A 22,131-nucleotide genomic window follows, 5' to 3' on the forward strand; every position below is an offset into this window, starting at 1 on the left:
GATGCCGTGACACGCAGGATTAAGGGTACCTTAATGGAGCATTCTCAATTAAAAATGGCTGTCTAATGAATACGCTTACTGACATTTTCACGTGGTAATTAACTGACATATTGACGTGGCTTTAACATATGAAAGACTATGGTGTCATCTTTCATCGAAAAGTTGACATCTTAAAGAGTAAATATTAATGGAGATAAGCTGTCGATCCATATCATAAGGAGGAAAATCTGGTGCCTAAAAAACTTTACTGGAAAGGTTTTAAACAGACCGTATCAAATAGTAATATCCATGCATTTATGAAAGAGAATAAGATTAAAGATTTTGATACCCTTGTTAAACGTTCTCAAAAGGATATTGAGTGGTTCTGGGATGCCGTTAATAAATTTCTCGGTATAGAATGGTATACACCATACGGAAAAGTGCTTGATACAAAGAACGGGATAGAATGGCCAAGATGGTTTGTTAACGGTAAAATAAATATTGTTCACAATTGTGTCGACAGGCATATAAACACATATAGACGTCACAAGGCTGCTCTTGTATGGGAAGGCGAGGATGGGGCTGTTAGAAAACTCACATACCTTGATCTTTATCAAACGATTAATAAGGCTGCGGACGGCTTAAAAAAACTTGGAATTAACAAGGGTGATGCTGTAGGTGTGTTTATGCCAATGGTTCCAGAGACAGCAATAGTCCTTCTATCCATAGCAAAAATAGGGGCTATTTTTATTCCTATTTTTTCCGGATATGGTCCCGAGGCAATAGCATCAAGGCTTAATGACGCATCTGCAAAGGTGCTTTTTACAGCGGATGGCTTTTATAGAAAGGGTAGTATCGTTGAGATGAAAAAAACAGCAGATGCAGCTTTACGGGTGTGCGATTGTGTAAAACATACTGTTGTTTTTAAAAGGCTTAATATTGATGTTCCATGGACAGAATCAAGGGATATAAGCTGGGATGATTTTATAAAAGATAAGAGCGCTGTTGTGCCGTCCGAAAGGCTTGCATCGGAAACGCCGTGGATGGTCATATACACGTCAGGCACAACGGGTAAGCCAAAAGGTGCTGTCCATGTTCACGGCGGCTTTCTTGTAAAACAGGCAGAAGAGCTTGCCTTTCAGGTAGATCTGCAGGATCAAGATATCCTGTTCTGGTTTACAGACATGGGCTGGATCATGGGACCATGGGAGGTTGTCGGCGGACTTGCATTAGGCGGGACGATCTTTTTCTACGAAGGCGCACCGGATTATCCTAAACCTGACAGATTATGGGATATGATAGAAAGACACAGGATTACAGGACTTGGCATATCACCGACTGCCATAAGGGCTCTTATGCGAAACGGGGACGAATGGGTATCATCACATGATCTTTCAAGTCTTCGTATATTTGGTTCGACAGGAGAAACTTGGAATCCTGATCCATGGATGTGGCTGTATAAAAACGTTGGCCGGGGCAGATGTCCCATTATAAACCTGTCGGGCGGTACGGAAATCGGCGCATGCTTCCTTTCCGTACATCCTGTTAAACCTTTAAAACCCTGTTCGCTCGGAGGGCCTTCACTCGGTATGGATGTAGATGTATTTGATGAAAATGCAAAACCGATCCGCAATAAAGTTGGTGAACTTGTTTGTAAAAAACCCTGGCCCAGTATGACAAGAGGGATATGGCATAATTCAGAGCGTTACATAGATACATACTGGAGCAGATGGGCTCATGTGTGGGTGCATGGCGACTGGGCATCCATTGACAAAGACGGATATTGGTTCTTGCATGGCAGATCTGATGATACGATAAAGATAGCAGGGAAAAGACTTGGTCCGGCAGAAGTAGAATCGGTACTTGTTTCGAATAAAGCTGTTTCAGAATCAGCAGCAATAGGTGTACCCGATGAGTTAAAGGGTGAAGTACTCGTATGCTTTGTAATACTCAAGCAGCATTATGAACCCTCGGAAGAATTGAGAAAAGAGCTGATTCATCTTGTCGCAAATGCACTTGGCAAATCAATGCAGCCTAAAACAGTTAAGTTTGTTACAGAGCTTCCGAAAACCAGAAATGCAAAGATACTTAGAAGGTTTGTAAAGGCAAAATATCTTGGTGAGGAGATCAAAGATATCTCATCTCTTGATAATGTATCGGCACTCGTAGCTATAGAGCATGCTATTTGACCGGTAAATTGCAGTATTAAGTTTTTTATCTGTAAATGTGTCATTCGTCTTGCACAGGTAAAATCGAAGAGTGCAGAAGATATTGACTTAATTTAAATAAATGGCTAAAACCTTATAAAAGGAGGTATAATATGAAGTATAAAAGTATTCCTGGAATGTTTTTCTCGCAAGCCGACAAGTATGGGGATAAGCCTGTTCAACAATACAAAAGGGCAGGGCAATGGGTGAATATTACATGGAATCAAATGAAAGGTGAGGTAGAACATATTGCCCTCGGTCTTTTAGAACTCGGTTTAAACAAGGGTGAAAATGTCTGCATACTTGCTGAGAACAGGCCTGAATGGGCACATGCCGATCTTGGTATCGTAGCCGCCGGCGGTGTAAATGCAGCTATATATGCAACAAATACACCTCAGCAGGTTGAGTACATTATTAATGATTCAGAGGCACGATTTATATTTGCATCAAACAAATTACAGCTTGATAAGATTATGAAGATAAGATCTAACATCCCAAAATTAAAAAAAGTGATCGTATTTGACTCTCCCGATACAAACCCTGATCAGAATTTTATAATCAGTCTTGAATCATTAAAAAGCCTTGGCGCATCTGCAAAAGATAAAGCAGCTATTGAAAAACGTTATAATACTATACAGCCGGATGATCTGCTTACAATTGTATACACATCCGGTACAACAGGCGAGCCGAAAGGAGCCATGCTTACGCATAAAAATTTACTTACAAATTGTGAAGACGTTGAAGCATATGTGCCGATAAAGGATACGTACCTCGCTTTATCGTTCCTGCCTTTAAGTCATTCATTTGAGAGAATGGCGGGCTACTACACAATGCTGTTCTACGGCGCAACCATAGCATATGCAGAAAGTATAGATAAGGTAATAAGCAATATCGCAGAGGTAAAACCCAATGTTATGGTATCCGTGCCAAGGGTTTATGAAAAGATGTACGCAAAGATCATTGAAGGAGTAGAGACTGGTTCTTCTTCAAAAAAGAAGATATTTTACTGGGCACTTGATACCGGCAAACAAACAATGCCTTATAAACTTGGCGGTAAACCGATTCCATTTGGCTTAAATCTGAAATATGCAATTGCAAAAAAGCTTGTATTCAGAAAGATTAAGGAGATCCTTGGCGGGAGATTGCTGTTTTTTGTATCAGGCGGGGCTCCGCTATCTAAAGAGCTCGGCGAGTTTTTCTATGCCGCAGACATAATGATTATAGAAGGCTATGGATTGTCGGAAACATCCCCTGTCCTTACGGTAAACCCTTTTGGCAAAATGAAGTATGGAACAGCAGGCAAGCCTATTCCAAACTGTGAAATAAGAATTGCTCCGGACGGCGAAATACTGGCAAAGGGGCCCATGATCATGAAAGGCTATTTTAAAAAACCCGAAGCAACACAGGAAGTCATAGATAAAGACGGCTGGTTTCACACAGGTGATATCGGCTTTCTTGATAATGAGGGTTATCTGCATATAACGGATCGAAAAAAAGACCTTATTGTTACAGCGGGCGGAAAGAATATTGCTCCGCAGCCTATCGAGAACCTTTTAAAAATGAACAGGTATATCGAGCAGGTAGCTATGATAGGCGATAAAAAACCATACTGCGTTGCTCTCGTTACTCCGAAATTTGATGCAGTAGAGGCTTATGCAAAACAGAACAATATCCTTTACAAGGATAGAAAAGAGCTTGTTAGCAACACTCAGGTTGTTGCACTTATCCAAAACGCAATTGACAATGTTAATGCATCACTTGCCAAGTATGAAACCATAAAAAAGTTTAAAGTGCTTCCAACCGAATTTTCTCAGGAAACGGGTGAATTAACACCAACCCTTAAAATAAAAAGAAGGGTTGTTATGGAAAAATATAAGGATACAATAGAGGAACTGTACGTTTAATATAATAGATGAGCCGTTTATAAGGTCAAAGGGAGGAATCATTTATAAGGTTTGTCTCCCTTTACCTTTTATGCAAATGAAACATGTCAACGTGTACGTCATTGGTCATGAAGACCCGATCCTTATAGACACAGGCGCAGATTCGGATGAATCTTATAATGTCTTGTTAGCCTTTTTACGTGAACACGATATAAAGTATATCGATAATATTTATCTAACACACGGGCATATCGATCATTATGGGGCCGCTAAAAGATTAATCGACGATGGTATTGCTAAAAATGTGTACGCACATAAAAATGAGCTAAGCAATATAAGCAGATCTTATGATATGCCTTCATACGCAGAATACCTAAAACAATACGGAATACCCGAAGAGTTGTTCAAGGGATTAAAAGACACATCATCATATTTCGACACCTTTGCACAAATTCCGCTGCACATATCCATAATAGAAACCGGTACAAAGATAAGCTATGATGGCGGCACACTGGAGGTTATACATACACCCGGGCATACAAAAGGATGCGTATGCTTTTATGATAAAGATAAACGTATTATGTTTTCGGGTGACACTCTATTATCAAGACTATCACCCAATCCCCTGCTCGATGTTGATGATACAGGCGGAAGACGAAAAAGCCTTGTAGAATACATTGGAACATTAAATAAGCTTTACAACATGGATATTGAAAAAGTTTATCCGGGCCATTTTGAAATCATCAATGATCACAAAGCTATTATACAAAATTTAATGAACTTTCATTTCAAACGTATGATGCGAATACACAAGCTTATAAAGGATAAACCGGCTACGCCGTATGATATTATGAACATGCTTTTTAAGAATTTAAAACAACAGGAGCTGTTTCTTGGTATTTCAGAAGTCGTAGGGCATCTTGATCTACTTGAAGAAAAGGAAATGGTAACGAGTTTTGAACAGAACGGTTTAGTTTATTATACCGTAAACTGATATGTCTCTTCAAAAAGCTGTTATTAAACAATTAAAAAAGATCTGCCCTGACAGAGTATTTACGGATCAGGAATCTCAAACCCTTTACAGTTATGATGCAACAAAAATAGCCCATAAGCCGGATGTTGTGGTATTCCCCGTAAACGTAAAAGAGATTTCTGAAATTGTTAAGACAGCAAATAATGAATCGATCCCGGTTGTGCCAAGAGGGGCGGGTACAGGACTTACAGGCGGGTCTGTACCCATTATTGCCGGAATTGTTTTGTCTATGGAAAAAATGAATCACCTGTTGTCACTAAAAAAGCCCGATCTCATCGCTGAGGTCGAGCCAGGTATCGTAACGGGTGATTTACAGAATGCTGTACAGGAAGTAAATCTGTTTTATCCCCCTGACCCGGCAAGTCATGAATTCTCAACTATCGGAGGAAATATCGCTGAGAACGCCGGCGGCTTAAGGGCGATAAAGTATGGAACAACATCAAATTACGTGCTCGGGCTTGAGGTTGTTTTACCATCCGGAGACATTTTATGGCTTGGCAAGTACACGCATAAAGGCGTTGTCGGATACAATCTTAATGATCTATTTATAGGCTCAGAGGGAACTTTAGGCATAATAACAAGAGCTGTTCTAAAGCTCATTCCAAAGCCCCAAACAAAAGCTACTATGCTTGTTTCATACAGTGATGTACACACCTCTACAACAACCGTAACCGCTATACTTGATACTGGCATCTTACCATCGGCACTTGAGTTTATGGATCAGGCATCCATAAAAGCGGTATCTCTCTATCAGGGAAAGAATATATTTGACCTGCGTGCAGGCTCTGCCCTGCTCGTAGAAGTAGACGGCTCAGAAGAAACTATACGAGCAGATCTTAATAAGCTAAAAACCACATGTGAAAGATATTTACCAATATCTTTGGAGATCGCATACAATAATGACGCCGATAATTTGTGGAAGGCGCGCAGGGCAATTTCACCTGCACTTGCAAGAATAAAACCGGACAAACTGAACGAAGATATTGTTGTCCCCTTATCAAAGTTGCCGGAACTTGTGGCAGGTGTAGAGCAGATCGGTGCATCTTTAAACGTTCATTATGCAAATTTCGGTCATGCGGGTGACGGAAACATACATGTAAACTTTTTATACGATGCAAAAGATGTATCGGAGTATAAAAGGGCTTTAAGTGCGGTTGAACGGACATTTGATCTTGTTTTGAATCTGGGAGGCTCTATATCGGGCGAACACGGGGTAGGAATTACAAAACTCCCTTACATAACAAAAGAGTTATCCGCACAAACTTATAATCTTATGAAGGCTATCAAGGTGCTTATTGATCCCAACAATATAATGAATCCAGGAAAGGCTGTATGAGTTTAACCTAAAAAATACAATATCAGGGGCAGACACGCATGTCTGCCCTGAATTCTTTTATTACTGTTCTGCAAGTGTTGTAAATGTATTATGATGATCTTCTTCGTCTTCAAGTATGTCTTCAAACAGTTTCTTTGTAACCACATCATTTTCTGCAATAGCTGCTTTAATAATATCCCTGTAAAGTCCTATTGCGTCTTCCTCGTCTTTTATATCTTTGGCCAGTATCTGCTTTAGTTCCCCGCTTATTTCTATGGGTGTTGGTTTTACCGTTGGAATCCCACCAAGGTAATCAAGCCTTTCTGCTATTTTCTCAGCATGCTGCATCTCCTGAATGGCAATCTTTTTTATCGGCTCCCCGACAGCATCTGCAAATGGTCCTCTTATGATGACGTGCTGCCACATGTATTGAATGGAGACCTGAAGCTCTCTTGCGATAGCATCATTTAACATGTCTAAAAGTTTTTTACTTGCCATATTTCCTCCTTCCTATAATTTTCATAGTTCAATAACACTTTTTTGAAATAATTGCAAAGAAAAAAGTTATACAAACATGTTTAAATGCATAGATAATAGTAATCACTGTTACTGAAAACTATGATAAAATACTCAATAGGCAACAAAAAAGAACAGCTCTAATAAACGAGATTTACTGAATTCATCTTGTATTGATCTTTTCTTTCATCTCCCGCACAGCATGCTCGAGTCCGATAAAGACAGCCCTTGCTATAATGGAATGACCTATATTGTATTCTGTTATACTATCAATCTTTGTCAATGGTTCGATATTTACGTAGTTTAACCCATGTCCTGCTGCAATACCTAGCTTCAGTTTTTCCGCAGTTATAACCGCATTTATTATCCGCTGAATTTCTTTTTCCCGTTCGTCCCTTGTTTTTGCTTCACTGTATCGTGCAGTGCTTATTTCAACCACATCAGCACCTGCCCTATGTGATGCTTTAACCTGATCTATTTCTGGATCTATAAAAAGACTGATAATTATGTCTGCATCATGAAACAGCCTTATGTGTTTTTTAAATGTTTCCACATTCAAACTTACTTCAAGCCCTCCTTCTGTTGTAAGTTCTTCTCTCCTCTCGGGCACAATGGTTATGGTGTCCGGTTTAATATCAAGGGCTATCTTAATCATCTCCTGTGTAGATGCCATTTCAAGATTAAACTTTGTTTTGATTAGCCTGCGGGCAAGTTCAAGATCCCTGTCCTGTGTATGCCTGCGATCCTCTCTTAAGTGCATAACAATACTATCCGCTCCCGCAAGTTCAATAAGAGAAATCGCTGATACCGGATCGGGCTCTGCGATCTTTCTTGCCTGCCTAATGGTTGCTATATGATCTATATTAACCCCAAGCTTTTTCATAATTTTTAATCCTCATGTATAATATTAGCATAAATGGTAGTTTTATTTCTACCATTTTTTTTAGAATAGTAAAGTGCATTGTCAGAATGCTCTATAAGTTCTTGCTTATTTTTGGCGTCTTCTGAAAAACAGGCAACCCCTATACTTATGGTAATCTTAACACCTTCAATGTCTCCATCACCAAATGTTACTGCTTCAACTTTCTTTCTCAACCTTTCTATGATCTTGAATGCGCCATTCGTATCTGTGTTTGGCAGAACAACTACGAACTCTTCCCCGCCATACCTTGCAGCATAGTCAACATCTCTTATTGTCTGCATAACAATAGAGGCAAACTTTTTAAGGATAGTATCTCCAAATGGGTGACCGTACGTATCATTTATGGTTTTAAAGTGATCTATATCCATCATGACTACGGATAATTTATGCTTATATCTTTGTCCCTCCCTTATCTTTTCATCAAGATAACCCTGAAAATGCCTGTGGTTATACAGTCCTGTCAAACCGTCGGTAATGGAAAGTTTCTCTAATTTATCAAATAGTATGGAGTTATAAAGCGATATGGCGATCTGACTGATAAGTGTGTTCAGGATGATGCTTAGCCTTTCGCTTAGCGGCTTTTCCATAAATAATATTATTAACCCTACCTCTTCCTCCTTACCGAGTAACGATATGAATGATACATATTTGAATTTTTTATCCGGTTCATAAATATCACAGAGTGATGGCGAGATCTGCTTCATCTGCGATGTATAAAACTGATTAATTGAGCTTACATCTTTTATCTCTGCTCCACCAAGAATCATACCCGTATCTATAACAAATTCTTTATCGATAAGATTATCGCCGATTTCATAGGTCGACACAATTTCATACGTCTCCTCATTGCTTCTCAATGCAAATATCCCCGTATCCATGTTTGTAATCCTTTTGATCTCCTGCAGTGCAATAGTGCCTATCTCGGATGAGTTTATACGGCTTGAAAGATTTTTTACAAATATGTACATAGCCCCCTTTTCATACATATCGTACCTTAACCTGTACTGCAGTTCCATGTTATCCATAAGATCCACAATCTGGTTCGCAATTACAGTAAGAATCTTAACATGCTCATCCGTAAAAGCCTGCACCTCAAGGCTGTCTGCACATATAATACCTATCACATCATCATTTTTTATAACAGGAACAGCCATAAAAGATTTTATCCCTTCATTTCTTGTATAGTAGGGAATATTCTTTATTTCATCCTTCATCTCATTGAGCAGCACACTTTTTCTATTTTTCAATACCCAGCCGATATATGTATCATCATTGCCTACGGTATTATCCATATTGATCCACTCACTGTTTGATAATATTTCTCTGCCTTTTAACTGTAAATCCTTGTCTATAAGGTATAAAATAACTGTATACGAATGGATCGCTGAACGAATCGTTTCTACGATAGAAAATAACCTTTCATTCATCAACGTCATCAACCTGCTTCTTTCCTTCTTAAGCCCCTCTTCCGATATTATCTCCGAATACTTAGGGTTATCTTTTTCTGCTCCTTGAATTATATTGAATTTCACAGGTGCTTCCCTGAGCATGCTGATTTGATTTCGCAGATACTTTATTGTTATTGTTTGGTGCTTTAGTATTAGACCGATAGTTAATACCGTTAACGTTGAGATCACTGCATAAAAAATATCGTTATGCAGCGGCAAAGAATATATATAGGCTCTCAAAAATAAGATGCCAATACCATAGATCACTGCAAGCAATCCGGAAACAATTCCAAAGACAATCGTTATAATAGCAAATAACATGTAAATAGAAGCTGTAAAATTTGTTTTAAATGCGTAATCTCCGTACTGGAGAGCTATAATAAATACTATGCTCATAAATAAAGACAGCATTATATCTTTAATTGTTTGCTGATAATGTGAAAGCAGGTATATTAAGATTGTATAAACAAAAAATAATCCTATGAACGCGAGAAGAAACAGACTGAATTTATTGGAAACAGTACTGAATAGATAGCCTGATGACGCAACACCCAAAAAAATAACAAATAAGCTTATTACAATAATCTGCCTGACTTTTTGATTGCTCATATAAAACACATACCTTATTTACACAGTTAAACCAAAAAATGCAATAAGGAAGTCTGCTCATTTGTTCGGGGTACCCATGCAAGGCATGGGTCGGGAGTTATTTTTCCCTTTATTTCATTTAATCTGCCTTCAAATTTTTTCATAACATCATTGTCCCAGAGTTGGGTCATTGCGTATAAATTTCATAACGCCCCCAGCCCCTCTTATCTCAAGGAGTCAAGCCATCCCGTGTCCAGCATTATTTGTGTGTTAGTAAAGGGGAGGATTTGTTATAAATACATTTTTGGGTTAAGCAATATACTGCACTACATAAAATCTGAGATTAGTTTTGCGCTGGCTTTTGTTCTGTAGGTGCAGTAACAGGTATACCAATCTTATTCTTTTTGAATCTGATAATGATCTCGTTTTTTTTTGCCATACCAAGTTCTTCCCGGGCTATTTTTTCTATATAAAAATCATTATTTTCGAGTAACTTTATCTCTCCTGCAAGTTGTGAATCCTGCTCAAGTAAATGATCTCTTTTATTCTTTAGCTGTGAAACGGTTTTTTTTGATTTCCATAAATCGTATAAGCCGCCGCGCGAGAATATCGTATAAAATGCAAGAGCTAAAGCAAATATAAACAGAAATCTATTAAACCACTTCATCTTAAGATCATTCCTTCGCCTGCGTTACCTTTCCAAACATGTATATGCCTTGCAATATGTCCAGTGCACGTTTTATCTCATTATCCTTAAATAGTTCCTGTTCGTAATTAGTTTCTTTGTTGTTCTCTGTTTTCTGCAATGTTTCCGTCGCGGGGAAATGGCCTTCAAGGTCTTTTTCTCTAATAGCGAATATGTTGGTTGATTCTACACCAACGATTTTTTCTTCATGCATGGTTATATCAGGCTGTATGCCTTCTGCCTGAATCGATTTGCCATTTGGAGTATAGTAAAGCGCCGTCGTAAGCCTGAGTGCAGAGCCATCGTCAAGAGGAATAATGGTCTGGACAGAACCTTTCCCAAAACTCGGTGTACCAACAATGATTGCTCTACGATGATCCTGTAACGCGCCTGCCACTATTTCTGAAGCGCTTGCTGTACCGCCGTTGATAAGTACAACTATAGGATAATCGGGTTCTACATCCTTTCCATCCGCCTTAAATTGGATTTGCTGATCCGGCAACCTGCCTTTTGTATAAACAATCAAGCCGCTCTTAACAAAGCGGGAAGCAACATCAACAGCCTGATTCAACAATCCACCGGGATTATTTCTAAGATCAATGATCAAACCACGAACATTATTGTTTGTCTTTTCATGTATGGCTTTAAGGGCTTTTTCCAATTCATTGTTTGTTGTTTCCTGAAATTGTAAGATCCTTATATAACCATAATTATTATCCAGGACCGCATATTTTACACTTTTAATCTTTATGATCTCCCTTGTAAGAACGAAGTTCCTGGGTTGCTTGAAACCTTCCCTCATAATGGTTAATGTAACTTTTGTCCCGATTGGTCCCCTGATCATGTTTAATGACTGCTCGAGTGTCATTTCCCTGGTAAATTTACCGTCTATCATAACAACCCTGTCCCCTGATTTAATCCCCGCTTTTGCTGCCGGTGTATCTTCTATTGGCGACACAACCGTAAGCCATCCATCTTTCATAGTAATAGTCATGCCTACACCGCCGAATTCACCACTTGTACTTACCTGCATGTCTCTATATTCGTTAGGGGTCATGAACGCCGAATGAGGATCAAGAGAGTTCACCATACCCTTTAAAGCTCCATATATAAGCTTCTGTGTACTTACGGGTTCTACATAATCTTTTTGAACTTTATTTAAAACAGAGGTAAATAAACTAAACTCTTCATACTTGTTTTCGTTTTTGTTTTCGGTATTCTTTTTAGTAACAATGGTAGCTGCTACTGCTGATGTTACCACCAATATAAGTATAAGTATCATCAGCTTCTTAATATTCTTTGGCTTCATTTCTTCTTCCTCCACGGTTATTTTTTTCATACCTTATATCATATTGCCTTTTTTAGCAAAGGCAAGTATATAATACTTATCAATTTAAATGGTAACTTATCCGTATAGGATCTTAATCCGTTTTGTACCTTAATGTTCCTTTGTAATAGGGTCTTACCCTGAACTTAACCCCGAGCATTTCTGCAACCGCCCTTGTTGCATTAACATCAATATCGGGAAGCCCAACCATCGTTGCCGTCACGTCCTTAAATCGCGTTTTAGCCTGCTTTATAAATCCAATAACAGCTTCATAAGAAGCATCGCTGTACTCATTTTTACACAGTTTTATATAAGTCTTTGCATCCGGGGCATTAAGGCTTACCGAAACAGCATCTATATACCGGCTGAGCTCCTTTGTTATATCCCTTCCATAAACAAGATTGCCAAGCCCATCCGTATCAAGCCGTACCGTTTTTGTGCCGTGTTCTTTAAGCCATTTACTTACTAACATAAGTATGTCAAGCCGCTGCGTCGGTTCGCCAAAGCCCACAAAAACGACCTCGTCAAATAATGGCAGCTTCTTTACCGCACCGATAATCTCTTCATAAGAAGGCTCTTTTTTAAACAGCTTCAATTGATAATTTTTTACATAGTAGTCGTTTTTAAATTTAGGGCAGAACACGCATACATTGGTGCATTTGTTCGTTATATTAAGGTAAAGTTTGTTATCAAACACGTATACAATCGTTTTTTCTGTCCCGATACCAAAGGCTTTGAGTGCGTTGTCCAGCAGTATGCCCGACAGCTTATCTTCATTTATGTGTTTCAATTCCGATATTGCCTTTAAAACATACGCTGTGTAAGCCGGCTCATTGCGTTTGCCTCTATAAGGCACCGGAGATAAAAATGGACAATCCGTTTCTATAAGCAGCCGCTCGACAGGTAATTCTGCAACCGCATCTCTTAATGACTTTGCATTTTTAAATGTAATAATTCCATTGATAGAAAGATAAAAGCCAAGTTCAATTGCCTCTGCCGCCTGTTCCATATCACCGCCATAACTATGTATAACACCGCCGACATCCCCTGCATGTGCCTTTTTCAGCATACTCATGGATTCTTTATTTGCGTCCCTGCTGTGGATAACAAGAGGTAAACGCTTTTTTCTTGCAAGCTCTATGAACGCCTCAAAAGCCTTTATCTGTGCCTCTGCCGGTGAATGCATATAATGGTAATCAAGCCCGACCTCCCCTATGGCGATGACCTTTGGCTCGTCCGAAAGTTTATCTATTTCTTGAAGGGTTTGTCCGCTGAACAGGGATGCCTCATGCGGGTGGAGTCCAACTGTCGCATACACATTCTCGTATGCATTCGCAATGTCAACGGCATCGCAATTGCCTTTCATACCCATGCCTGAACCTATGTTTATTATGAATTCTATCCTTGCATTGAATGCGCGTTTAATAACATCTTCCCTGTCCTTACTGTAGTCATCAAAATTCAGGTGCGCGTGTGAATCATAAATTTTAATCATTGTTTTAACCTCATCATCTCGGATCTGTAATTACCAAATACAGTGGGTCTGTAATTTTCAAGTCTGTCCGTATATGCCACAAAGTCTTCCTGCCTCACAATGGGTATAATCGGTAATTCCTTATGCAAGATTAGCTGGACTTTTTTATAATACGTAGCCCGCTTTTCTATATTATATGACTCCGCACCTTTATTCATAAGTGTATCTATCTCCTTTTCCCATGGTGTTGCAGGTGTCTTTTCTCTTGGATCCCATATATGAAGCATGCCGTTTGACATAAGTACATTTGCGCCGTCGTGGGGTTCATATCCGCCTGTAAGTGCTATAAGGGCACAATCCCAGTCAAAGTTTGTTGTTAGCTTTTCCACAAGCGTATTGAAGTCAAGCGGCTTGTAGTTCACCTTAATTCCAAGCCTTGTAATATTCTCAAGTATGATTGATGCAACACTTTCTCTTTGCTGGTTACCCGAATTAGTGAAGAAATCAAACTCAACCCTATTGCCATGCTTATCATAAAGTTTCCCATCTTTAAGATAAAAACCTGCCTTCTTTAATAGTGCCGCTGCCCTGCTGAGATCATAATTATAATCAGGCATGTTAAGGTGATACACCGGCACATTGCGAGGTATAAATGAAACGGCAGGCTCTCCATAGCCCCTGTAAACATCATTTATAATACCCTGTTTATCAATACTATGGGCAATAGCCTTTAAAAAGTCTATGTTTGTAAACCATTCATATTTTGGATTAATTTTGCCATCTTTTGTATAATGCCTTTTGTTTCTATTAAACGAAAGAAACAATATCCCTGTATCAAGCCCTATGTTTTTTACTGTAAAGTGCTTTTTTGTACTCATCTGCTCAAGTCTTGCTACCTCATCTGTTCTTGGCGCATAAATATCTGTTTCTCCTGTAACAAATTTTAGATATTGTGTATCTTGATCCGGGACAATAAGTATAACGCGGGTATTTATATAAGGCAGATGAACACCTTTTTGATCCTTTGCATAATAATGAATGTTCCTCTTAAAGATAATATACTGGCTTGGCACATAGGTATTGATCACATACGGTCCTGCACCTATAATGTCCTCTGGCGGTGTATTTATATTCCATGTTTTTTCAAAGAGATCAGCAGACAACGGCTTTTCCAGTATATTTGCAGGTAAAATAGGCAATCCTCCGAGTGATTCAAGAAATGGATAGAATGGGGCAGGTAATATAAATTCAACTGTATACTTATTAATTTTTTCAACTTTTATCTGCTTACCCTTGATAGTAAAAATATCTCCGTATGATGATAATACATCCGGAGAGTATATAACCTTGAAAGTAAATACGACATCATCCGCTGTTAACGGCTTACCATTGCTAAAATATAAATTATGCTTCAAATTCATCGTTATAATTCTTTTATCACTGCTTATGGTCCATGAACTTGCGAGCTGCGGCTCAACCCGCAAGGTAAAAGGATTTAATCTTGTTAATCCAATAAAAACAGGGTCAAGCACATCGGTTGAGCTTGTTTCATTTGCAACAATAGGATTAAATGTTTTTGGATCAGAGATAACCGCTGTCACAAGCATATTTTTTGGCAGGCTGCTGTACTTTCTAAAATTACAGCCGCCAAGTAAAGCAAGTAATATAAGTATATTAGCAAAAACTCTTTTCATTCATCACCCGTGTCTGTTTTTACTTTCTTCTAATTGATTGTCTATGGTTTTGACAATCCTTTTATGATTTTTTTGATTACACGCTAATTTAAAGCTATTCATGAATTTTATAAGATACAATAAGAATAAGGGTGTTACAATAAAAGATTTTAAAAAATGCTCATGCACTATGGATTCATGGTAGGTAATTGTTGTAGATCATGATGAGTATTTTTATGATAAAAGTACAATTTATTACCACTGTGGCGCATGCGCTGAGGATTTTACAATAGTAGATTTCTATACACAAAGATACTTTATTTTAATAAGAATTATCGCTGGGATGACTGAATCATCTTGTGAATAGAGCTTGCCGTTGACTTTGGAGTGATTTAAATGCATGTATTCAAACAGGACAGACAAGCCTTTCCCCTACAATAAAATACCGATATTCAAGTCCTGCCGTTAGTAAGGGGCGGGCCCATGCGTCTGCGCTAAATGAAAAAGGCAAACACATGGGTCCGCAATTATTAAAAGCCTCTATTCTATGGCAGGAAACTGGTTATTGCCTGTCCTATACGCTGTATTAAATAGTTAAGTTCGAGCAGGCTTGGATTATGCTCAGTACCTGATGCACTGCAAGTAGCCGATACATTGATTCCACCAGCGTTAGGGGTACATGTAGCTGTCGTATACAGGACTTTCCCAAGTGTTGGATCAATAAATGGTATATAGGGCATGCTGCCGCCAATACCATCAGGCGGTATCGGACCTATTGTTGAACCTGTAACAACAGGATTTGGTATACCATTTCCATTAGGACCAAGAAAATGCGGCACATCTGTAATAGTTGCTGTTTTGGGGCAGTAAAACAAGCTTATCTGGCTTGAGCTACATTCGTACTCAAGTATAATGGTAGTTACAATCGGAGCATTCGGGTCGGTTGATGCTGTAAATATATCGCCTGTTATCGTTGTTCCTGAGTAACCGGGCACAACCCACGCAGGAAAAACAGAACGCAAAGAGAACGGATTTTTAAAATACTGGTTAAGATCCAATTCTATATTTCCGGGTATCAAGGATGTCAATATGCCTGTAAGCGTATCAACAGAAAGAAACTTCAATAATTGCTGTATTTCACTCTTCGAAGACGCGCTTAAACTTGCCAACGCCTCATTAAGAATGCCCTGAACAAGCCCTGATTGCAGTAATGTAACAACAACCATTGAAAGCACAGGTGCAATATCAGTATCGAATGTTACAGGCTGTGCATTGGGAGCCCCGTTTATATCATTCTCCACCTGTTGTGCTATCTCTGTTATCGGGCCTCCGGCAGATGAACTAATGGGTATTTGTACGGAGCCCGTAGAATATCCATTTGCTGTTATGGATTTTATATGTAAATAAAGATACTGCGCATTATTGTTAACACCATAGGTGATTACGTTGTTTGATTCATCATGCGGCGGTTTCATAATAAAATTAACCCCGTCTATCAACTGCTGCAATGCTGTTGAAAATGCAAGCTGTGCTGCCTGAATATTTTGCATTCCATCCGCAGGTTCTATTGTCAATGCATCAGGACTTGAAACCATTACAAAACCTAACAGCTCCATGATAGTATCTATGTTTACATTGCTTAATCTGCCCGGAGCCGTTACATAGGACAAGATAGGGCCTAATTGAATATCCATATTAACCGACATCAATAGATCCAATGCACCGTCCAAACCATTTAGAACTGCATCAAGATAATAAACTTCTTCCATGTCATACGTACCGCCAAAATCACCGATCGGATAGAGATTTGCGATTGAGATTGGAAACGAATTTATCTGAAATGTAAAATTCTTATCGCCGCTCTTGATAATGGCATCAAGATAACCCTTTGCCTGATAAACATAAATCATTAAAGCCTGATAGAGTATACTGCCTATAAGCTGGTTTATAGCTGTTGTTCCTTGATAATTGTACTCAGGCATCAATACAGGTGAACTACTGTTAAACACCGAAAAACCGAATGTTGTTAAAAGCGATGAAAGGGTATTAACAAGGACGTCTACCTGATTTAACAGAATGGCCGTTGCAGCCCCAAACCTTGCCTGATTGTTGTTTTGATCATAACTTGTAAGTACCGTTTCAAAGCTTGTTGCTGCATCCGTATATTGATGATTCGTTAACTGCACCTTACCCTGCGCTATAAGGCTGTCTATCTTTTGCTGAGTCGCATTCTGTGACGGACTACAGCTATTGACAAAGAAAACTGCTGCCAGTGATGCCGCTATTAAAATCATTTTCCTGTACATAATCTATCCCCCCTTAATGTTTTATATTTTTACCTATGTACTCTTTTATCGCCGTAATCATCTTCTGTCCTGCTTCCACAAATTCAAGTCCTACACCCTGAATGGCACGCCCGTCCGTTTCTTCTTTGAATGTTCTCATAACCCGCGCCTTGCATTTATGGGTTTCCGCTTTCCCGTTTACATTAAGGATAAGACTTATGGGTAACACGGTGTTAAGCGAAATCATATCGTTTGTTATTATCGAGACACCTGAATAACTCATGTCTTTTGTAAAAGCTGAGATAAGTTTATCCTTGTGTTCATATTTAACCTCTATTGTTATGTTATATCTGTCTTCTTTTCTTATCTTTATATTTACAAATTTCTTAATCTCTTCAAGAAATGAGGACTCATTAATAGGTTTTCTTACAAAATCATCACACCCTGCTTTAAGAGCCTCTGCTTTCCTATCCGTTGAGGTAACCATTACAACCGGGAGTTTCTTTAGTGATGGATCACTCTTGATTATCCTGCAGCACTCAATGCCATTCATCCTCGGCATCTCAAGGTCAAGCAATACTATATCAGGCTTCTCAATCTTTGCCAATTTTAATGCCTCCGCACCGTCCTTGGCTGTTATGATTTTACATTCTGCTCTTTTAAGAAATGAAACCTCAAGGTCAAGAAAGTTCCTCATATCGTCTACCAAAAGAATCTTTAACATATTTACCCCCTTATGCTTGCTTACTCATATAAAAAATATTATAACTTGTCAAATATTTATAGGAGTTTGTTAAATTATACTGATACGAATAGACGCGTTGGGCGTCTTAGTATGAGTAGTATAAAACGATGGATAATCCCGGCAAAAATAAAAAAACAAAGATACTTAGAATCATAGCAAGGCTCAACATAGGTGGCCCTGCAATACATACAATCCTTTTAACCCGCTATCTTGACAATCAATTTGAAACAAAACTCGTTGCAGGTAATGTATCTGAAGGTGAAAAAAGTATGGATTACCTTGCAGACGAACTTGAGGTAAAACCTATCTATATAGAAAAAATGAAAAGGAAAATTTCACTTTTAAATGATATGTCCGCCCTTTTCTCCATTTATACGATTGTCGGAAAGTATAAACCCGATATCGTGCATACACATACTGCAAAAGCAGGAGCAATAGGTAGAACAGCCGTGATTATATATAATCTGACTCATCTGCGATTTGGAGAAGAAAGAATAAGGCTTGTACATACTTTTCATGGCCATGTATTTGATAAATACTTTGGCACATTCAAAACATCTGTTTTTATCCGTATAGAAAGAATATTAGCCGTGTTTACGGATAATATCATAGCAGTAAGTGACAGGTTAAAACATGAACTTGTAAATAAATATAAAATAGCATCTGATCTTAAAATAAAAGTCATCTATAACGGCTATAATCTCGAACCGTTCCTGAGCATCGAAAAGAAATCTGGCGTGTTAAGAGAGCAAATATCTGCAAATTCAGACGAATTGATCATCTCTACCGTTGGAAGACTTGTACCCGTAAAGGGGCATGAATATCTAATAAAGGCACTTAGCAAAATAGATATTCCCTCAAGGCTTGTTATCGTGGGAGACGGCATATTGAGGGATGAGCTTGAAGCACTGGTAAACAAATATGGATTAAATACAAGGGTGCATTTCCTCGGTTATCAAAAGTATTTACAGAACATCTATGCAGGAACGGACATTTTTGTATTAAGCTCATTAAACGAGGGTGCTCCTGTCGCAATTATCGAAGCACTCGCATCCGCAAGGCCTGTAATTGCAACCGATGTCGGTGGCGTGAGAGATATTATAGGCAATATCAAACAATCCATTTCACCGGATACACATGTATGTGAGAGGGGAATGCTTATAGCCCCATCAAAAACTGGCAGCATAATAAAAGCTATTCAATATCTTGTAAATAATACCGGAACAGGGTATATGATGGGATTAAACGGAAGAAGATTTGTAGAAAATAATTTTAACATAAAAAGACTTTTGCATAACATGACTTTGCTTTATAGTGGAGTATTAAAATGAAATCATTAATTACAGGCGGTGCAGGATTCATAGGCTCACACCTAGCAGAAGAACTTCTTAGCATGGGTGATGAGGTTTTTATTCTTGATAATCTTTCAACAGGCAGTTTAGATAATATAAAACACCTTAAAAATAATAAGAACCTGCATGTGACAATTGATACAATACTTAATGAACACATAATCAATGATGCCATAAGTAATGTGGATAGGGTGTTTCATCTTGCAGCAGCAGTAGGAGTTAAGCTGATCATGGAAAGGCCTGTTGATACAATAGAAACAAATGTAATTGGAACAGCAAAGGTTTTAAGTGCATGTAACACCTATAAAAGAAAGATACTGATAACTTCAACATCAGAGGTTTATGGTAAGCATAAGGAGCATCCATTGAGCGAAATGAACAATATGGTTTTGGGCCCGACAAAAAAAAGAAGGTGGGCTTATGCATGCACAAAGGCACTTGATGAATTTCTTGCATTTGCATATCATGAAGAAAAGGAATTGCCTGTTGTGGTTGTAAGATTTTTCAATACAATAGGACCAAAACAGACAAGCAGGTATGGAATGGTTGTACCAAAGTTTGTAAAGAATGCATTGCTTGGCAAACCGATTCCTGTTTATGGAGACGGCTCACAATCCCGCAGCTTTACTTATGTAAAGGATGCCGTAAGAGCTGCTATTATACTGCTCGAAAAGCCGGAGGCAGAGGGGGATGTTTTTAACATAGGTGACAGCAGAGAGATTACAATCTTTGAACTCGCAAAAAAGGTAAAAACGCTTACAAAAAGTGATTCTGAAATCGTTTTTATTCCCTATGATGAGGCATACGGAAAAGGGTTTGAAGATATGGAAAGAAGGGTGCCTGATATATCAAAGATACGTAAATTGATAGGATACGAACCTTCGGTAAATCTGGAACAATCACTTGAGATTATCATAAACCACATGAAGCAGTGATGTTAAAGTATTTACCGGTTATCGTTGGCCTGGCGGTATCAGCTGTACTTATTCCCTTTGTAAAAAGGTTCGCGAAGAGATTGGAAATAATATCAAGTCCAACAGAAGACAGATGGCATAAAAAACCAACCCCTTTGCTGGGCGGCATTGTTATATACATTTCTACAGTAACATCATTCTTATTATTTAAGGGCAATGATTTCCATAGCCTTTCACTCATATTAGCAGGAACGGTTATTTTTTTTCTGGGCGCTGTAGATGATTTCAGACATCTTACACCGCCTATAAAGCTTATAGTAGAGATATCGGTTGCAGTAGCTTTTATACTTTTTACAGGCATAAAATGGGACATAATCGGGAACATCCCGTTGGATATATTTATTACTGTTATATGGCTTGTCGGCATCACAAATGCGTTTAATCTGCTTGATAATATGGATGGTTTATCAGCGGGTATTGCTATCATATCCGGTTCTTTTATATTTCTGTACCTTTTCTCTAATACTCATACCTCCGTATCATCGCTTTTGCTGTCATTAATAGGTGCAATCGCCGGTTTTCTCATTTATAACTTTAATCCTGCATCAATATTTATGGGTGACTCTGGCAGCCTTTTTATAGGGTTTATGCTCGGTAGTATTGTGCTCGTTCCCGAAGTCAACTCACCTGCACAATTACTGCAAATCATATTGTTCCCTGTCCTTATATTTCTTATACCTATTTTTGATACAATTTATGTGGTATTTATGCGAAAGCTGTCCGGTCTTGACGCCATGAAAGGAGGTAAAGACCATACATCTCACAGGCTCGTAAAAATAGGCTTATCGGAGAGGAGTGCGGTACTCCTCCTGTACACTGTCGGCATCTTATCGGGGATTATAGCGTTTTTTGAAAGAAGTATTCCGATCTATATCTATATAGAGGCACTATTTTTATTTATATTATTCCTTTTATTCCTCGGCATATACTTGTCAAAAATTAAAGTTCACGACGCAAATAAAAATGAGAAGGGTGTTGTATCTGTTATTGTAAATATAACATACAAAAGAAGGATCATTGAGATCCTGCTTGATCTCATTCTAATATTTGTATCTTTTTATGGCGCCTACATATTAAGATTTGAAGGGCAGAGTTTTTACACGAATTCCGTAACCATGTTCCAGTCCCTGCCTCTTATACTCGGGCTGCAAATTATAGCATTCTACACAACGGGCGTATACAAAGCCGTATGGAAATATACGGGTGTAACAGAAATCTGGATCATAATAAAAGGGATTGTTATCGGCACAATATTCAGTATGCTTGGGATACTGTTTATATGGAGATTCAACAGCTATTCAAGGACCGTATTCATTATATATGCCATACTACTTTTTATCCTGATGACATTTTCAAGATATGTTTTTAAATCATTTGACCTGTTTTTAAAGAGATCGAACGGTAAAAATCTAAAAAAAGTTCTTATTTATGGTGCGGGTGACGGCGGAGAATTTGCTTTAAATGAGCTTTTAAACAATGAACAACTTGAGCTTATGCCTGTATGCTTTATCGACGATGACAAAATAAAACATGGGAGATCAATTCATAACTATCCTGTAATCGGAGGCATTGAAAAGCTTGAAGATGTAATAACACATTACAGTATAAACGAGGTTATTATATCAACTCCAAAAATAAAGGACAGCAGGTTAGAAAAGATAAAATCGGTATGTAAAAATAATGGTATAAGACTCAGAATATTTTCATTAAAACTTGAAGAATAAA

At 38.4% G+C, this 22,131-nt stretch carries 16 protein-coding genes; 7 read left to right on the top strand and 9 right to left on the bottom strand.

The annotated features are described in order from the left end of the window. The first annotated feature begins 230 nt into the window (after positions 1 to 230). The 4 genes from M1381_04550 to M1381_04565 all read left to right on the top strand — a co-directional run bounded on the left by M1381_04550 (position 231) and on the right by M1381_04565 (position 6,438). The gene (locus tag M1381_04550; GenBank protein MCL4478356.1) at positions 231 to 2,168 is read left to right on the top strand and encodes an acetate--CoA ligase; all 1,938 of its coding nucleotides are present in this window, start codon (positions 231 to 233) and stop codon (positions 2,166 to 2,168) included. 131 nt (positions 2,169 to 2,299) lie between these two features. Beyond that, the gene (locus M1381_04555) at positions 2,300 to 4,090 is read left to right on the top strand and encodes a long-chain fatty acid--CoA ligase (protein MCL4478357.1); all 1,791 of its coding nucleotides are present in this window, start codon (positions 2,300 to 2,302) and stop codon (positions 4,088 to 4,090) included. A 76-nt stretch (positions 4,091 to 4,166) separates the two neighbouring features. Continuing rightward, the gene (locus M1381_04560) at positions 4,167 to 5,063 is read left to right on the top strand and encodes an MBL fold metallo-hydrolase (GenBank protein ID MCL4478358.1); all 897 of its coding nucleotides are present in this window, start codon (positions 4,167 to 4,169) and stop codon (positions 5,061 to 5,063) included. 1 nt (position 5,064) lies between these two features. Next, positions 5,065 to 6,438: an FAD-binding protein gene (locus tag M1381_04565; protein MCL4478359.1), complete on the top strand. Its 1,374-nt coding sequence runs from the start codon at positions 5,065 to 5,067 to the stop codon at positions 6,436 to 6,438. 60 nt (positions 6,439 to 6,498) lie between these two features. On the opposite strand, the gene M1381_04570 is transcribed toward M1381_04565, so the two are convergent. The 9 genes from M1381_04570 to M1381_04610 form a co-directional block, all read right to left on the bottom strand. Next, positions 6,499 to 6,915: a ferritin gene (locus M1381_04570; protein MCL4478360.1), complete on the bottom strand. Its 417-nt coding sequence runs from the start codon at positions 6,913 to 6,915 to the stop codon at positions 6,499 to 6,501. A 181-nt stretch (positions 6,916 to 7,096) separates the two neighbouring features. Further along, positions 7,097 to 7,816 carry a pyridoxine 5'-phosphate synthase gene (locus M1381_04575; GenBank protein MCL4478361.1) on the bottom strand — a complete coding sequence of 240 codons (720 nt, stop codon included), beginning with the start codon at positions 7,814 to 7,816 and terminating at the stop codon, positions 7,097 to 7,099. 5 nt (positions 7,817 to 7,821) lie between these two features. Then, positions 7,822 to 9,912 (bottom strand): diguanylate cyclase, encoded by a 2,091-nt coding sequence (locus M1381_04580; protein MCL4478362.1) that lies wholly within the window; start codon positions 9,910 to 9,912, stop codon positions 7,822 to 7,824. Between the two features lie 322 nt (positions 9,913 to 10,234). Then, positions 10,235 to 10,558, bottom strand: coding sequence for a septum formation initiator family protein (locus M1381_04585; protein ID MCL4478363.1), 324 nt, complete (start codon positions 10,556 to 10,558; stop codon positions 10,235 to 10,237). 7 nt (positions 10,559 to 10,565) lie between these two features. Further along, positions 10,566 to 11,915: a S41 family peptidase gene (locus M1381_04590; protein MCL4478364.1), complete on the bottom strand. Its 1,350-nt coding sequence runs from the start codon at positions 11,913 to 11,915 to the stop codon at positions 10,566 to 10,568. 82 nt (positions 11,916 to 11,997) lie between these two features. Then, positions 11,998 to 13,398, bottom strand: coding sequence for a YchF/TatD family DNA exonuclease (locus M1381_04595; protein MCL4478365.1), 1,401 nt, complete (start codon positions 13,396 to 13,398; stop codon positions 11,998 to 12,000). Then, entirely contained in the window at positions 13,395 to 15,071 is a 1,677-nt protein-coding gene (locus M1381_04600; protein ID MCL4478366.1) for an ABC transporter substrate-binding protein, read from the bottom strand. The genes M1381_04595 and M1381_04600 overlap by 4 nt, the downstream gene beginning before the upstream one ends. A 524-nt stretch (positions 15,072 to 15,595) precedes the next feature. Beyond that, complete coding sequence (locus M1381_04605; protein MCL4478367.1) at positions 15,596 to 17,356, bottom strand: hypothetical protein; 1,761 nt, start codon at positions 17,354 to 17,356, stop codon at positions 15,596 to 15,598. A gap of 13 nt (positions 17,357 to 17,369) precedes the next feature. Continuing rightward, the gene (locus tag M1381_04610) at positions 17,370 to 18,059 is read right to left on the bottom strand and encodes a response regulator (GenBank protein ID MCL4478368.1); all 690 of its coding nucleotides are present in this window, start codon (positions 18,057 to 18,059) and stop codon (positions 17,370 to 17,372) included. 128 nt (positions 18,060 to 18,187) lie between these two features. On the opposite strand from M1381_04610, the gene M1381_04615 reads away from it, so the two are divergent. Genes M1381_04615 through M1381_04625 form a run of 3 tightly spaced genes read left to right on the top strand, consistent with a single transcriptional unit; the run spans position 18,188 to position 22,130 of the window. After that, positions 18,188 to 19,411: a glycosyltransferase gene (locus M1381_04615; protein MCL4478369.1), complete on the top strand. Its 1,224-nt coding sequence runs from the start codon at positions 18,188 to 18,190 to the stop codon at positions 19,409 to 19,411. Continuing rightward, a complete protein-coding gene (locus M1381_04620) occupies positions 19,408 to 20,367 on the top strand; it encodes a GDP-mannose 4,6-dehydratase (GenBank protein MCL4478370.1) in 960 nt (319 codons plus the stop codon). The genes M1381_04615 and M1381_04620 overlap by 4 nt, the downstream gene beginning before the upstream one ends. Beyond that, positions 20,367 to 22,130 (top strand): hypothetical protein, encoded by a 1,764-nt coding sequence (locus M1381_04625; protein MCL4478371.1) that lies wholly within the window; start codon positions 20,367 to 20,369, stop codon positions 22,128 to 22,130. Before M1381_04620 ends, M1381_04625 begins: the two co-directional genes overlap by 1 nt. The last annotated feature ends 1 nt before the right edge of the window (position 22,131 follow it).

The sequence above is a fragment of the Deltaproteobacteria bacterium genome, from assembly GCA_023382265.1.
Taxonomy (GTDB): Bacteria; JAMCPX01; JAMCPX01; order JAMCPX01; family JAMCPX01; genus JAMCPX01.

Coding starts and splice junctions, on each gene's coding strand:
- M1381_04555 (MCL4478357.1), top strand. CDS start 2,300: ATGAAGTATAAAAGTATTCCTGGAATGTTTTTCTCGCAAGCCGACAAG.
- M1381_04560 (MCL4478358.1), top strand. CDS start 4,167: ATGAAACATGTCAACGTGTACGTCATTGGTCATGAAGACCCGATCCTT.
- M1381_04565 (MCL4478359.1), top strand. CDS start 5,065: ATGTCTCTTCAAAAAGCTGTTATTAAACAATTAAAAAAGATCTGCCCT.
- M1381_04570 (MCL4478360.1), bottom strand. CDS start 6,915: ATGGCAAGTAAAAAACTTTTAGACATGTTAAATGATGCTATCGCAAGA.
- M1381_04575 (MCL4478361.1), bottom strand. CDS start 7,816: ATGAAAAAGCTTGGGGTTAATATAGATCATATAGCAACCATTAGGCAG.
- M1381_04580 (MCL4478362.1), bottom strand. CDS start 9,912: ATGAGCAATCAAAAAGTCAGGCAGATTATTGTAATAAGCTTATTTGTT.
- M1381_04585 (MCL4478363.1), bottom strand. CDS start 10,558: ATGAAGTGGTTTAATAGATTTCTGTTTATATTTGCTTTAGCTCTTGCA.
- M1381_04590 (MCL4478364.1), bottom strand. CDS start 11,915: ATGAAAAAAATAACCGTGGAGGAAGAAGAAATGAAGCCAAAGAATATT.
- M1381_04595 (MCL4478365.1), bottom strand. CDS start 13,398: ATGATTAAAATTTATGATTCACACGCGCACCTGAATTTTGATGACTAC.
- M1381_04600 (MCL4478366.1), bottom strand. CDS start 15,071: ATGAAAAGAGTTTTTGCTAATATACTTATATTACTTGCTTTACTTGGC.
- M1381_04605 (MCL4478367.1), bottom strand. CDS start 17,356: ATGTACAGGAAAATGATTTTAATAGCGGCATCACTGGCAGCAGTTTTC.
- M1381_04610 (MCL4478368.1), bottom strand. CDS start 18,059: ATGTTAAAGATTCTTTTGGTAGACGATATGAGGAACTTTCTTGACCTT.
- M1381_04615 (MCL4478369.1), top strand. CDS start 18,188: ATGGATAATCCCGGCAAAAATAAAAAAACAAAGATACTTAGAATCATA.
- M1381_04620 (MCL4478370.1), top strand. CDS start 19,408: ATGAAATCATTAATTACAGGCGGTGCAGGATTCATAGGCTCACACCTA.
- M1381_04625 (MCL4478371.1), top strand. CDS start 20,367: ATGTTAAAGTATTTACCGGTTATCGTTGGCCTGGCGGTATCAGCTGTA.